12 protein-coding genes are annotated in these 13462 nt (G+C 67.6%); 7 read left to right on the top strand and 5 right to left on the bottom strand.

All coding sequences use genetic code 11. The features are described from left to right. Positions 1 to 208 precede the first annotated feature (208 nt). Both C7H75_RS03905 and C7H75_RS03900 read right to left on the bottom strand, forming a co-directional pair. Positions 209 to 1120: a 3-oxoacyl-ACP reductase gene (locus C7H75_RS03905; protein ID WP_084843928.1), complete on the bottom strand. Its 912-nt coding sequence runs from the start codon at positions 1118 to 1120 to the stop codon at positions 209 to 211. 119 nt (positions 1121 to 1239) lie between these two features. Next, positions 1240 to 1428, bottom strand: a complete 189-nt coding sequence (locus C7H75_RS03900; protein ID WP_005515523.1) for a ferredoxin — start codon at positions 1426 to 1428, stop codon at positions 1240 to 1242. A gap of 281 nt (positions 1429 to 1709) precedes the next feature. Between C7H75_RS03900 and C7H75_RS03895 the strand changes: the two genes are divergently transcribed. The 3 genes from C7H75_RS03895 (at position 1710) to C7H75_RS03885 (ending at position 5735) form a co-directional block, all read left to right on the top strand. After that, positions 1710 to 2891: an acyl-CoA dehydrogenase family protein gene (locus C7H75_RS03895; protein ID WP_372440038.1), complete on the top strand. Its 1182-nt coding sequence runs from the start codon at positions 1710 to 1712 to the stop codon at positions 2889 to 2891. A gap of 15 nt (positions 2892 to 2906) precedes the next feature. Beyond that, positions 2907 to 4028 (top strand): acyl-CoA dehydrogenase family protein, encoded by a 1122-nt coding sequence (locus C7H75_RS03890; RefSeq protein WP_084843927.1) that lies wholly within the window; start codon positions 2907 to 2909, stop codon positions 4026 to 4028. Between the two features lie 75 nt (positions 4029 to 4103). Next, the gene (locus tag C7H75_RS03885; protein ID WP_106850956.1) at positions 4104 to 5735 is read left to right on the top strand and encodes a long-chain-fatty-acid--CoA ligase; all 1632 of its coding nucleotides are present in this window, start codon (positions 4104 to 4106) and stop codon (positions 5733 to 5735) included. Between the two features lie 73 nt (positions 5736 to 5808). On the opposite strand, the gene C7H75_RS03880 is transcribed toward C7H75_RS03885, so the two are convergent. Together C7H75_RS03880 and C7H75_RS03875 are read right to left on the bottom strand one after the other, a co-directional pair. Beyond that, positions 5809 to 6924 carry an NAD(P)H-dependent flavin oxidoreductase gene (locus C7H75_RS03880; protein WP_081122465.1) on the bottom strand — a complete coding sequence of 372 codons (1116 nt, stop codon included), beginning with the start codon at positions 6922 to 6924 and terminating at the stop codon, positions 5809 to 5811. Beyond that, on the bottom strand, positions 6924 to 8573 hold the full coding sequence (locus tag C7H75_RS03875) for an acyl-CoA synthetase (protein WP_022594109.1): 1650 nt from the start codon (positions 8571 to 8573) through the stop codon (positions 6924 to 6926). The genes C7H75_RS03880 and C7H75_RS03875 overlap by 1 nt, the downstream gene beginning before the upstream one ends. A 79-nt stretch (positions 8574 to 8652) precedes the next feature. Between C7H75_RS03875 and C7H75_RS03870 the strand changes: the two genes are divergently transcribed. The 4 genes from C7H75_RS03870 to C7H75_RS03855 all read left to right on the top strand — a co-directional run bounded on the left by C7H75_RS03870 (position 8653) and on the right by C7H75_RS03855 (position 12303). Next, on the top strand, positions 8653 to 9474 hold the full coding sequence (locus C7H75_RS03870; protein WP_005515532.1) for a crotonase/enoyl-CoA hydratase family protein: 822 nt from the start codon (positions 8653 to 8655) through the stop codon (positions 9472 to 9474). A gap of 137 nt (positions 9475 to 9611) precedes the next feature. Continuing rightward, complete coding sequence (locus C7H75_RS03865; protein ID WP_005515533.1) at positions 9612 to 10232, top strand: TetR/AcrR family transcriptional regulator; 621 nt, start codon at positions 9612 to 9614, stop codon at positions 10230 to 10232. An 87-nt stretch (positions 10233 to 10319) separates the two neighbouring features. Then, on the top strand, positions 10320 to 11513 hold the full coding sequence (locus tag C7H75_RS03860; RefSeq protein ID WP_064059644.1) for a thiolase family protein: 1194 nt from the start codon (positions 10320 to 10322) through the stop codon (positions 11511 to 11513). Between the two features lie 28 nt (positions 11514 to 11541). Beyond that, on the top strand, positions 11542 to 12303 hold the full coding sequence (locus C7H75_RS03855) for a 3-hydroxyacyl-CoA dehydrogenase (protein ID WP_005515537.1): 762 nt from the start codon (positions 11542 to 11544) through the stop codon (positions 12301 to 12303). A gap of 75 nt (positions 12304 to 12378) precedes the next feature. Here the strand turns inward: C7H75_RS03855 and C7H75_RS03850 are convergent, their stop codons facing one another. Then, positions 12379 to 13419: an LLM class F420-dependent oxidoreductase gene (locus C7H75_RS03850; RefSeq protein ID WP_013414875.1), complete on the bottom strand. Its 1041-nt coding sequence runs from the start codon at positions 13417 to 13419 to the stop codon at positions 12379 to 12381. Between the last annotated feature and the right edge of the window lie 43 nt (positions 13420 to 13462).

Below are 13462 nucleotides of genomic sequence, written 5' to 3'. Positions count from 1 at the left end.
TCGCGATCATCCAACTGGAACAGGTTCTAGACACCAGTACAGCGTTCCACAGCGAACCGTCGCCGGAGCGGCTGCCGACCGAGCGACGCCGAGGGACACACCGGCGTCCAGCCCATCTTGTCGCCTTTCCTACCGGCTGTATCGATAATCCCGCAATCCCCCGTTACGCGGGGAATTGCGGGATCGTCCGAATCCGGGCAGGGCGCGATCAGCCCAGCGACTTGAGCGCCTCGGAGGCCGAGAACATGCGCTCGGGATCGCGGTCGTCGAAGTACGCGCCCATCTCGTCGGCGAGACCGGCAGGCGTCCACTGCGCGTCCGCGTCGAAGCGCTGCTCGACGACCGGTGCGGCCATCAGCGCGACCATGGGGCCGTAGACGACGAAGACCTGCCCGTTGACATTGTCCGCGGCGGGGGACGCCAGGTACGAGACCAGCGCCGCGACATGCTCGGGCGAGAGCGGATCGATCTGCCCCTCGGGGGCGTCACCGAAGACGGACTCCGTCATCGAGGTCCGCGCGCGAGGACAGATGGCGTTGGCCCGCACGCCGTAGCGCGACAGGCCACGCGCCGCCGACAGCGTCAGCGCGGTGATGCCGGCCTTCGCGGCGCCGTAGTTCGGTTGCCCGGCCGGCCCGAGCAGCCCCGCCTCCGACGACGTGTTGATCAGTCGGCCGTAGACGGGGGCACCGTCGGCTTTCGACTTGTCGCGCCAGAGGGTGGCCGCATTCCGGGAAAGAAGAAAGTGACCACGCAGGTGCACCTTGAGGACGAGATCCCACTCCTCGTCGGACATGCCGAAAAGCATGCGGTCGCGGACGATTCCCGCGTTGTTGACGACGATGTCGACGCCGCCCAGGCCCTGGGCCGCCGACATCAGGGCATCCGCCGTGGACCGTTCGCCCACGTCACCCGCGACGAATTCGACCTTGCCACCGAGGGTACGAATCTCGTCGAGCGTGGACTCGACCGCGTCGTTGATCGCGAGGTCGTTGACGACCACGGCAGCGCCCGACTGGGCCAGACCGATCGCCTCGGCCCGTCCGAGACCGGATCCCGACCCGGTCACGATCGCGACCTTGCCCTCCAAGCTGACCTCGCGATTGCTGCCTGCACTCATCTACGCACTCCCGTAACCGTGACGTCGACCGGCCTCGCGCCGGTCGGTGCCTCATCGCCGCGGCTGTCGACGACAGCGGCCAATGTAGAACGTGTTCTACATTGGCCGCAAGGGTGGCTCTAGTGCTCGGTGAGCGCGGCGCGCGGGCACTGCGCGATCGCCGAACGCACGTCCGCTTCCCGGTCGGCCGGAGGGACGGCGGCCGAGATGATCAGCTCCTCGTCGTCATCCAGATCGAAGATGTCGGGAGCGATTCCGACGCAGACACCGTTGGCCTCGCAGCGGTCCCTGTCGACCCTTACCTCCATGACGGTTCCTCATTTCACGTTCGTTCGAAAGACCGGACCGAAGCCTGACGCGCCGGGCTGTGGCGCCACGAGACTTCGCCATAAGACTAGAACCCGTTTCACTGCTGTGCAATGATTCGGACAACCCTCCTGTAGGCGCCGACCGCACGGTCCGCACCGGTCACGGAAAGGCCGCTGTCACAGCCTCGTACACGATCAGCAGTGTCCGCGATCATTCCAGAAATCCGGGTCGTATCGGTCGAAATCGACGCCGACGATAGTCCTGGATTGGAGAAATGCACGTGGATATCACCTACACCCCGCAGCAGCAGCAGCTGCGGGAGGAATTGCGAAGCTACTTCGCGAAATTGATGACCCCCGAGCGCCGCGAGGCGTTGGCCGCGACCACCGGCGAGTACGGCGAGGGCAACGTCTACCGCGAGGTCGTCCAGCAGATGGGCCAGGACGGCTGGCTCACTCTGGGCTGGCCCAAGGAGTACGGCGGCCAGGAGCGTTCCCCGATGGAGCAGCTCATCTTCACCGACGAGGCCGCGATCGCGGGCGCTCCGGTGCCGTTCCTGACGATCAACTCGGTCGCGCCGACCATCATGCATTTCGGCACACCCGAGCAGAAGGCGTTCTTCCTGCCCAAGATCTCGGCCGGCGAGCTGCACTTCTCCATCGGCTACTCCGAGCCGGGAGCGGGCACCGACCTCGCGTCGCTGCGCACGTCCGCCGTAAAGGACGGTGACGACTACGTCATCAACGGCCAGAAGATGTGGACGAGCCTCATCCAGTACGCCGACTACGTGTGGCTGGCATGCCGTACCGATCCGAACGCCAAGAAGCATCGCGGTATCTCGATGCTGATCGTGCCGACCAGCGCCGAGGGCTTCTCGTACACCCCGGTGCACACGATGGCCGGCCCCGACACCAGCGCCACCTACTACCAGGACGTGCGCGTGCCGCAGACCTCCTTGGTGGGCGAGGAGAACGGCGGCTGGCGCCTCGTGACGAACCAGCTCAACCACGAGCGCGTCGCGCTCACCTCCGCCGGACCGGTCATGACCGCACTCCAGGAAGTGCGCGAATGGGCACAGAACACCAAGCTGGCCGACGGCCGTCGCGTGATCGACCAGGAGTGGGTGCAGATGAATCTCGCCCGCGTGCACGCCAAGACCGAGTATCTGAAGCTGATGAACTGGGAGATCGCCTCCGCCGAGGACCACGCCCCCGGCCCCGAGGCCGCGTCCGCCAACAAGGTGTTCGGCACCGAGTTCGCGACGGAGGCGTACCGCCTTCTCATGGAGATCATGGGCCCGTCGGCCACGATCCGGCAGAACTCCCCCGGCGTCCAGCTCCGCGGCCGCCTCGAGCGGATGCACCGCTCGGCGCTGATCCTCACCTTCGGCGGCGGCACCAACGAGGTCCAGCGCGACATCATCGCGATGACCGCCCTCGGCCAGCCGGCCTCGAAGCGATAAGGAAGGACGACCGACATGGACTTCACCCTCACCGAGGCCCAGCAGGACCTGGCCGGCCTCACGAACGGCATCGTCGCCGACATCGTCACCAACGAGCGTCTGCGCGAACTCGATTCCGCGGAGAATCGTTTCGACCGCAAACTCTGGGACACGCTCGCGACCTCCGGCGTACTCAGCGCCGCCCTGCCCGAATCCGTCGGCGGCGACGGCTTCGGCATCCTCGAGCAGTGCAGCATCCTGATCGAGCTGGGGCGCGGCGTCGCCCCGGTCCCGTATCTGTCGTCGATCGTCATGGCAGCGGGAGCAATCGCGGAGTTCGGCTCGGACGCACAGCGTTCGGAGTGGACAGCACCGGCCGGCGCGGGCGCGAAGATCCTTGCCGCCGCCCTGGCCGAGGAACTCAACGACAACCCCGCGGCACCGGTCACCGGGGCGGAGCGGACGGCCGACGGCTGGACCCTGCGCGGCACCAAGATCGTCGTCGACGGTGCACCGGTCGCGGACCTGTTCCTGGTCCCGGCCGCGACCGACCGCGGCACCGTGGTGTTCCTCGTCCGAGCCGACGACGCCGGAGTCACGGTGACCCGCCAGCAGACGACAGACTTCGGTTGCACCGGCATGGTCGAGCTGGCCGATGTCCGCGTGGACGGCGACCGTGTTCTCGGATCGGTCGAGCGCGGGACGGAGATCGTCGAGTGGATCGTCGGCCGTGGCTCCGTGGGCTCGAGCGCCTTCCAGTTCGGCGTACTCGACCAGGCCTTGAAGATGACCGCCGAGTACGCCCGCGAGCGCATCCAGTTCGACCGGCCGATCGGAAGCTTCCAGGCCGTCGCCCAGCGCCTCGCCGACGGGTACATCGACGTCAAGGGTGTACGACTCACGCTGTGGCAGGCCGCTTTCCGCCTCGCCGAGGGCCTGCCCATCGAGGGCGAGATCGAGACGGCCAAGTTCTGGGCCTCCGATGCAGGCCATCGCGTCGCGCACACGGTCGTGCACGTTCACGGCGGCGTCGGACTCGACGAGGACCACCCCGTGCACCGGTACTTCCTCGCCGCCAAGCGTCAGGAATTCCTGCTCGGCTCGGCATCCGACCAGCTGCGCAGACTGGGCGCCGAGCTTGCCGCCATGCCTGCGTAACCGACACGCGCGCAAGCAGTCCCACACAGTGAAATGGTCGAGCATGACGGGCGTCACACAGGTCATGATGTGGGCATGACAGTGACACCCACCGTCGCGGATCTGCTCGAGCAGCTTCGCGACGTCGACTCGCACGGAATCCGATTCGAGGAGTCGTACATTCCGTGGACCGATCACGTCCACGGAATGTACGACCGTGCGGCGCTTCTCGACGAGCTGCTCGACGCCGATCGTCCGCGCCACTTCGGCGTGCTGTTCGACAACATCCCCGAGTTCTCCTCCCTCCTGGGCGCGGCGGCATACTCCGGTACTGTCCTCGCCGGCCTCAACACCACCCGCCGCGGTGACGCCCTCGCCCGGGACATCGCACTGTCCGACTGCCAGGTCGTGTTCACCGAGAACACCCAGGCGCATTTGCTCGACGGGATCGATCTCGGCGGGGTGCGCGTGATCAACGTCGACTCGCCCGAGTGGCCCGACCTCCTGCGGCCGTTCGCCGGGTCTCCCGCGATCGCGCCGACTGCGGACCTCGACGACCTGCTGATGCTGATCTTCACATCGGGCACCAGTGGTGATCCGAAGGCCGTGCGTTGCACTCACCGAAAGTTCACCGAGCCGGGCATCATGCTGGCGGAGCGATTCGGGCTCTCCACGGACGACGCCGTCTACATGGCGATGCCGATGTTCCATTCCAACGCGATGATCGCGGCATGGTCGGTGGCGCTGAGCGGCAGGAGCGCAATCGCCCTGCGTCGCAAGTTCTCCGCATCCGGATTTCTGCCCGACGTCCGTCGCTACGGTGTCACCTACGCCAATTACGTCGGTAAGCCGCTGTCGTTCATCCTCGCAACCCCCGAGCGGTCCGACGACGCCGACAACACCCTTCGGGTCATGTACGGGAACGAGGGTTCGGCCCCGGTCGCCCGTGAGTTCGCCCGGCGCTTCGGTACCCGCGTCGTCGACGGCTTCGGCTCCACCGAGGGCGGCGTGTCCATCTCGGCGCACCCCGACGCTCCGGTCGGCGCGCTGGGCATGCTGCCGCCGACCGTCGAGATCCGCAATCCCGACACCGGAACTGTGTGTCCCCCTGCCGAGTTCGACGCAGACGGCCGTCTCCTCAACGCCGAGGAGGCCACGGGCGAGATGGTGAACGTGACGGGTCCGGGCGCGTTCGCGGGCTATTACAAGAATCCGGAAGCGGATGCCGAACGCCTGCGCGACGGCATGTACTGGAGCGGCGACCAGGCGTACCGCGATGCCGACGGATTCGTCTACTTCGCGGGCCGCAGCTCGGGCTGGCTGCGCGTCGACGGCGAGAATCTCGGCGCCGCACCGATCGAGCGGATCCTGCTCCGCTACCGCGGCTTCGCGCAGGTGTCGGTATACGGCGTGCCGGACCGCGAGGTCGGCGACCGGGTGATGGCAGCGGTCATCCCGGCCGGCGACGCGGAGGACTTCGACCCGACCGCGTTCGCTCGTTTCCTGGACGAGCAGCCCGATCTCGGCCCGAAACAGCGGCCCACGCTGGTGCGGGTGTGCTCGGAGTTCCCGCGGACCGCGACGTTCAAGGTCGTGACGCGCACGCTCAGCGCCGAACGCTGGCACTGCGCCGAGCCGGTGTGGTTGCGCGATCGAGGTCAGGACGAGTTCGTGCGGCTCACTCCGGAACTCGCCCTCACGCTCGAACGTCAGACCGCCGACGCCTGATCGCACGATCTCCCGGCACGACGACAGCGCCCCCGGAACATGGTTCCGGGGGCGCTGTCGCGTCGGGCTCTGGTCAGCTCTTCAGTCCGTCGAGGCGTGAGACCGTCGCATCGAACCCGGCGACGAGTTCGGCCATGATCTCGGCGACCGGGCGGATCTCGTTCATCCGGCCCACGATCTGGCCGACCGGCATCGCCACCACCTCGGGATCGTCTCCCGCCGAGATGCGCTGATGCGCTTCGCTGACGAGGATGTTCTGCAGCGGCATCGGCAGCGGGTCGGGTGCGTCGGGCTTGGCCCAGGCGTCGGTCCACTTGGTCTTGAGCAGTCGGGCCGGTTTGCCCGAGTAGATCCGGGAGCGAACGGTGTCGGCCGACGTCGCGCCGAGCAGGGCGCGCTGGATCGACGACGGTCCGTCGGCCGCACTGCCGAGTTTGTACTCGCTCGTCGTGAGCCAGTACGACCCCATCCACACCCCGGACGCGCCGAGGGCGAGGGCCGCCGCGACCTGGCGTCCGCTGCCGATGCCGCCGGCTGCGAGCACGCCCGCGGAATCACCGATCGCGTCAACGATCTCGGGAACCAGCACCATGGAAGCGATCTCACCGGTGTGCCCGCCGGCCTCGTAGCCCTGCGCGATCACGATGTCGACACCGTTCTCGACGTGGCTGCGCGCGTGATCCACCGCGCCGGCGAGCGCGGCCACCGGCACACCCTTCTCGTGCGCGAGATCGATGACGTCCTTCGGCGGCGAGCCGAGGGCATTGGCGATCAACGCGATGCGATGGTTCAGCGCGACGTCGACGTGCGAACGTGCCACCGAGTGCAGCCAACCGAGGACGCCGGTAGCGTGCTCGACGTCGTCGGACAGCGGCGGGACACCCAGTTCGTCCAGCGTGCGGTCGACGAACGCGCGATGCTCGGCGGGAATGAGCTTGTCGAGATCGACGGCGGCGCCCTCGGTGGGCACCTTGGCAGGCATCACGATGTCGACGCCGTACGGCTTGCCGTCGGTGTTCTCGTCCATCCAGGTGAGGGTGGCCTCGAGTTCCTCCGGATCGTTGAACCGCACGCACCCGAGGACACCGAGCCCGCCGGCGCGGCTGATTGCCGCCGCGACGTGCTCGGACGGCGTGAAGCCGAAGATCGGGTACTGGATGCCGAACTTCTCGGCGAGATCGGTGTGCATCAGGCGTCCTTGCCGTTGGTGTAGTGGTCGTCGGCCTCGCGCGACTGGGTCTGCGCGGTGGCCCACTTGTAGTCCGGCTTGCCGGCGGGCGAGCGCTTGATCTCGTCGACGAGCCACAGGCTGCGCGGAACCTTGTAGCCGGCGATCTCCTTGCGGGCCGCGTCGACGATGTCTGCCAGGCTGGGCCGGGTGCCCGGACGCGGCGCCACGACCGCGGCGACACGGTTGCCCCAGCGCTCGTCGGGCACGCCGACGACGAGGACGTCGAAGACGTCGGGATGCGACTTGACCGCACCCTCGACCTCTTCGGGGTAGATCTTCTCGCCGCCGCTGTTGATCGAGACCGAGCCGCGGCCGAGCATCGTGACGGTGCCGTCCTCCTCGACCGTCGCGTAGTCGCCGGGGATCGAGTAGCGAACTCCGTTGAGCGTCTTGAAGGTCGCCTTGGTCTTCTCCTCGTCCTTGTAGTAGCCGAGCGGGATGTGTCCGCTGCGGGCGAGAAGGCCCACCTGGCCGGAGCCCGGGGTGACGGGATTGCCCTCGTCGTCGATGACGACGGTGGCGGCGTCGATCTTCACGCGCGGACCGCCCGTGTGCTCGAAGCCCTTGGTGATCGTGGCCAGACCACCGAAGCCGGTCTCGGAGGAGCCGATCGAGTCGGTGAGCAGACGGTTGGGCAGCAGGTCGAGGAACTGTTCCTTGAGCGCCGGCGAGAAGAGGGCCGCGCTGCTCGCGATGACATAGAGCGACGAAAGGTCATACGGCTCACCGGTCTCCGGGTTGCCGGCGATCAGCGCGTCGATCATCGGACGCGCCATGGCGTCACCGGTGATGAAGATGAGATTGACCTTGTGGCGGTCGATGACCTGCCACACGGCGTGACCGTCGAATTCGGGGTGCATGACGAGCGTGCCACCGCCGAAGAGACTGTGGAACACCGCGGACTGGGAGCCCCCGTGGATCATCGGCGGAATCGGGAAGCGAACCATCGCCGGATGCGCGGCGCCGAGCTTCGCCAGTTCCCATTCGTCCTCGACGTATTCACCGGTGACGAAGTTGACGCCGCCGCCGAGCACACGCCACCAGTCCTCGTGCCGCCACATGACGCCCTTGGGCATTCCCGTGGTGCCACCGGTGTAGAGGATGAAGATGTCGTCGGGGCTGCGCTCGCCGAAGTTGCGCTCGGGCGAGCCCTGCGACAGTGCCTGCTCGAACTCGACCCCGCCGTACGACGAGTAGTCCAGATCAGTGCCGTCCTCCACGACGATGGCCGTCTTCACGAGCGGGGTGTTCGGCAGGACGCCCGCGACCTTGTCGCTGTAGCGGCGCTCATGGATGAGCGCGACCATGTCCGAGTTTTCGAAGATGTACTGTAACTCGTTCTCGACGTACCGGTAGTTGACGTTGACCATGATCGCGCGCGCCTTGAAGATGGCGACCATCGACACGATCGCCTCGATCGTGTTCCGGCTGTAGATACCCACCTTGTCGCCGGGCCCGACACCGTGATCCCGCAGGTAGTTGGCCAGACGGTTGGCCTTCTCCTCCAGCTGCGCGAAGGTGAGCTCGCGATCGGCGTCCACGAGGGCGAGGCGATCGGGATTGAGATCGATCGAGTGTTCGACAAGGTCTGCGATATTAATGGCCACGTCAACAAAGTAGAACGTGTTACTGTCGCTGACAAGACCCAATTAGAGACTCAGCTCACACACATATCAGGAGCCACCAGTGTCCACCGAAACCGCGGTAAATACAGACGTTTCGGCGAAATCGCCCCACTGCCTGGTCGAGAAGCGCGGCCACGTCCTGATCGTGACGATGAACCGCCCCGAGGCGCGCAACGCCCTCTCGGGCGAGATGATGGAGATCATGGTCGAGGCCTGGGACCGGATCGACTCCGATCCCGACATCCGGGTCGCGATCCTCACCGGCGCCGGCGGCACGTTCTGCGCGGGAATGGATCTCAAGGAGATGAACCGGAACGCTCCGGGCGACAAGTTCACCGGCGGGATGGACGTGACCCGACTTCCGGCACTGCTGAAGGGCCGCCGGCTCACCAAGCCGCTCATCGCAGCCGTAGAAGGCCCCGCCATCGCGGGCGGTACCGAAATCCTGCAGGGCACCGACATCCGCGTCGCCGGCGAGAGCGCCCGGTTCGGCGTCTCCGAGGCCCGCCTCGGACTGTTCCCGCTCGGCGGATCCGCAGTCCGCCTGGTCCGTCAGATCCCGTACACCCTCGCCGCGGAGATCCTGCTCACCGGCCGCACGGTGCCGGCCCCCGAAGCCAAGGAGCTGGGCCTCGTCGGGCACGTCGTCCCCGACGGCCAGGCTCTCGAGAAGGCGCTCGAGATCGCCGAGCAGATCGCCGCCAACGGCCCCATCGCGGTCCAGGCGATCCTGAAGACGATCCGCGTCACCGAGGGCATGCACGAGGAAGAGGCCTTCGCACTCGAGGCGCAGATCGGCATGGCCGTCTTCAAGAGCGACGACGCCAAGGAGGGTCCGCGCTCGTTCGCCGAGAAGCGGGCCCCCAAGTTCACCGGTAAGTAGCACCACCACTTTCAGCTGAAGGGTCCCTTCATGCGCTGTGAGCGCACGAAGGGACCCTTCAGCCGTTGCGGGGACGGGCGGACGAACCCGCGTATTGTCGACGGGCACTGACCGACGATCGACAGGTGGGACGGCCGATGGGCACTGCCGCAGGTGAGAAGTCCCGGCCGGAATGGCGGCGGCTCGAACCCCTCGAACTGTCGCCGATCCTGTCGGCTGCCCTCGATGCGTTCTACGAGAAGGGTTTCCACGGCGCCTCCGTCCGCGACATCGCGCGCCGCGTCGGTGTCACGGTGCCCGCGCTGTACTACCACTACGACAGCAAGGAAGGCCTGCTGGTCGCGCTCGTCGAACTGGGTACCGGCGACGTCCTCGCCCGCGCCCGGGCCGCCGACGAGGCGGGTGACGGCGACCCCGCCCGTCGCCTGGCGAACGTGGTGACCGCGATCGTCCTGCGGATGACCGACCGGGCCCGCCTGGCCGCGATCGAGGGCGAGGCCCGGTATCTGACCGGCGACAACTACGAGCGGTACCGCACCGTCCGCAAGGGCATCGAGACGATCGTCCTCGACGTCGTGCGCGACGGCGTCGAGTCCGGCGCGTTCGACGTCGACGACCCCGCCGAGACCACGCGCGCCGTCCTGGGCATGTGCCAGGCGATTCCCCGTTGGTACCACGCGGAAGGCGAGCTCGGCCCGGAGGCCGTCGCCGCCAAGTACGCCGCGATCGCAGCGAAGATGGTCGCGCCCGCGCGCTGACCGCGCCAACCGTTGACCTGGCACGTTCTCACGTGGTACCCACTTAGCGAGCGATAAGTAAGCGGGATTCGAGGAAGGGATGGGCCCATGGCCGAGGCAGTCATCGTCGACGCGGTTCGACTCGCGTCCGGAAAGGGCAAGCCCGGTGGCGCCCTGTCCGGAACCCACCCGGTGGAACTGCTCGCGCACGTGCTGCGCGCAATCGTCGACCGCAACGGTCTCGACCCCGGCCGGGTCGACGACGTCATCGGCGGCTGCGTACAGCAGGTCGGTGAACAGGCCCTCAACATCTCACGGACCGCCCTGCTGTCGGCGGGTTTCCCCGAGTCGGTGCCGGCCACCACGATCGACCGGCAGTGCGGATCGAGCCAGCAGGCCGCGCACTTCGCCGCGCAGGGCGTGATCGCCGGCGCCTACGACATCGTCATCGCGTGCGGCGTCGAGTCCATGAGCCGCATCCCGATGGGGACCTCACCCATCGGCCAGGACGCATCGGGGCCGGGCATCGCCGCCCGCTACCCCGAAGGCCTGGTACACCAAGGCATCTCGGCAGAACTGATCTCCGCGAAGTGGAAGTTGGACCGCGAGAGCCTCGACGCGTACGCCGCACAGTCCCACCAGCGCGCCGCGGCGGCCGCCGCGAGCGGTGCCTTCGACCGTGAAATCGTGCCGATCGCGGTCACCGACGCCGACGGACGCCGAACCGAACATCGCGTCGACGAGACGGTCCGCGGCTCCACCACCGCCGACGGACTTGCCGGGCTACGCCCGTCGTTCCGCACCGACGAGTTCGCCGCCCGCTTCCCCGACGCGCCCTGGCAGATCACGCCCGGGAACTCCTCACCGCTCACCGACGGCGCGTCCGCGGTGCTCATCATGAGCGAGAAGGCCGCCGCCGAACTCGATCTCACGCCGCGCGCCCGATTCCACTCGTTCGCGGTACTCGGCGACGATCCACTGATGATGCTCACGGCGCCGATCCCCGCGACACGCAAGGTCCTAGACCGGGCAGGGCTCGGCATCGACGATCTCGACGCCTACGAGGTGAACGAGGCCTTCGCGCCCGTCCCGCTGGCATGGGCGCACGAACTGGGCGCCGATCCCGCCAAGCTCAACCCACTGGGCGGGGCCATCGCACTCGGCCACGCGCTCGGCTCGTCCGGGACACGGCTGCTCACCACGCTCGTCAATCACCTCGAAGCGACCGGCGGACGCTACGGTCTGCAGACCATGTGCGAGGGCGCGGGCATGGCCAACGCCACCATCATCGAACGACTTTGAAACAGAAGCAGATCCGAAAGGAACACGCATGATCGTCAAGGACAGCGTTGCACTCGTGACGGGCGGCGCCTCCGGCCTCGGCCTGGCCACCGTCAAGGCCCTGCACGACCAGGGGGCCAGCGTCGTCATCCTCGACCTGCCGTCGTCGAACGGCGAGGTCGTCGCGAAGGAACTCGGCGACCGCGTTCGCTTCGCGGCGGGCGACGTCACCGACGAGGCCTCGGTGGTCGCGGCGCTGGATCTCGCCGAATCCCTCGGCCCGCTGCGCGTCACGGTCAACTGCGCCGGCATCGGCAACGCCATCAAGACGGTCGGCAAGCAGGGCGCCTTCCCGCTCGCGGAGTTCCAGCGCGTCGTCAACATCAACCTGGTAGGCACGTTCAACGTCCTCCGCCTGGCGGCCGAGCGCATCGCGAAGACCGACCCGATCGAGGGCGAGCGCGGCGTCATCATCAACACCGCGTCCGTCGCGGCGTTCGACGGGCAGATCGGCCAGGCGGCGTACTCCGCGTCCAAGGGCGGCGTCGTGGGCATGACGCTGCCGATCGCCCGCGACCTCGCGTCGATGCTGATCCGCGTCGTCACCATCGCGCCGGGCCTGTTCAAGACCCCGCTGCTCGCCGGACTCCCGGAACCCGCGCAGGAGTCCCTCGGCAAGCAGGTTCCGCACCCGTCGCGCCTGGGTGATCCCGCCGAGTACGGCTCGCTCGCCGCGCACATCGTCTCCAACCCGATGCTCAACGGCGAGGTGATCCGCCTCGACGGCGCGATCCGTATGGCGCCGCGCTGATCTCGGAGCACAACAGCGAACGGCGCGGCCCGTGACGGTGATACGTCACGGGCCGCGCCTTTTCACATGGCCGGATCAGACGGTTCCGACGGCCTCTGCGAGCTCGCGCATGTGTTCGACGTTGCGGCACGTCACCAGCAGCATCGTGACTCCGGCGTCCTCCCACTCCTTGACCTGGGTGCGCACCTCGTCCCGGTTGCCGATGATCATCGTGTCGGTGACCATCTGGTCCGGCACGATCGCCGCCGCCTCGGCCTTGCGGCCGGACAGGAAGAGCTTCTGGATCTCCTTGACCTCGTCGCCGTAACCCATTCGGGTGTACACCTGGGCATGGAAGTTCATCTCGGCCGCACCCATACCGCCGACATACAGCGCGGTGATCGGCCGAAGCTTGTCGATCTCGGCCTGTCGGTCGTCGGTGACGATCACCTGGCACGTCGCGGCGATCTCGAAGTCCTCGCGGCTACGTCGCGCGCCCGCGCGGGCGAAGCCCTCGTCGAGCCATTCGTTGTACATCGGCGCCAGCCGCGGGGTGTAGTAGATCGCGAGCCAACCGTCCGCGATCTCCGCCGTCAGCGCAACGTTCTTCGGCCCCTCTGCGCCGAGCCAGATGGGCAGGTCCGCGCGCAGCGGGTGCGTGATCGGCTTGAGCGGCTTACCCAGACCCATCGAGCCGGAACCGGTGTAGGGCAACGGGTAGTGCGGTCCGTCGCCCCGCACCGCAGCCTCGCGTGCGAGGACCTGGCGCACGATCGAAACGTACTCACGGGTGCGGGCGAGCGGCTTCTGGAACGGCTGTCCGTACCAGCCCTCGACGACCTGCGGGCCCGACACACCCAGACCGAGGATCGCCCGGCCGCCGGAGAGGTGGTCGAGGGTGAGGGCGTGCATTGCACAGTTCGTCGGGGTACGGGCCGACATCTGAGCCACCGAGGTGCCCAAGCGGATCCGGTCGGTACTCGACCCCCACCACGCGAGCGGGGTGAAGGCGTCGTTACCCCACGACTCGGCGGAGAAGACCGCGTCGAATCCGGAGGCGTCGGCCTCGTTCACCAGTTCCTGCGCGTTGGCCGGCGGCTGCGCACCCCAGTACCCGAGTTGTAACCCCAACTTCATCGAGCGCCTCCGTGTTTTCCCAGAACGAATGTGTCCCTTGCCA

Source organism: Rhodococcus (subgen. Prescottella) equi (assembly GCF_003013675.1).
Classification (GTDB): domain Bacteria; phylum Actinomycetota; class Actinomycetes; order Mycobacteriales; family Mycobacteriaceae; genus Prescottella; species Prescottella equi.
Note: the sequence above shows the minus strand (reverse complement) of the source record. Positions and strands in the feature narration are given on the sequence as shown.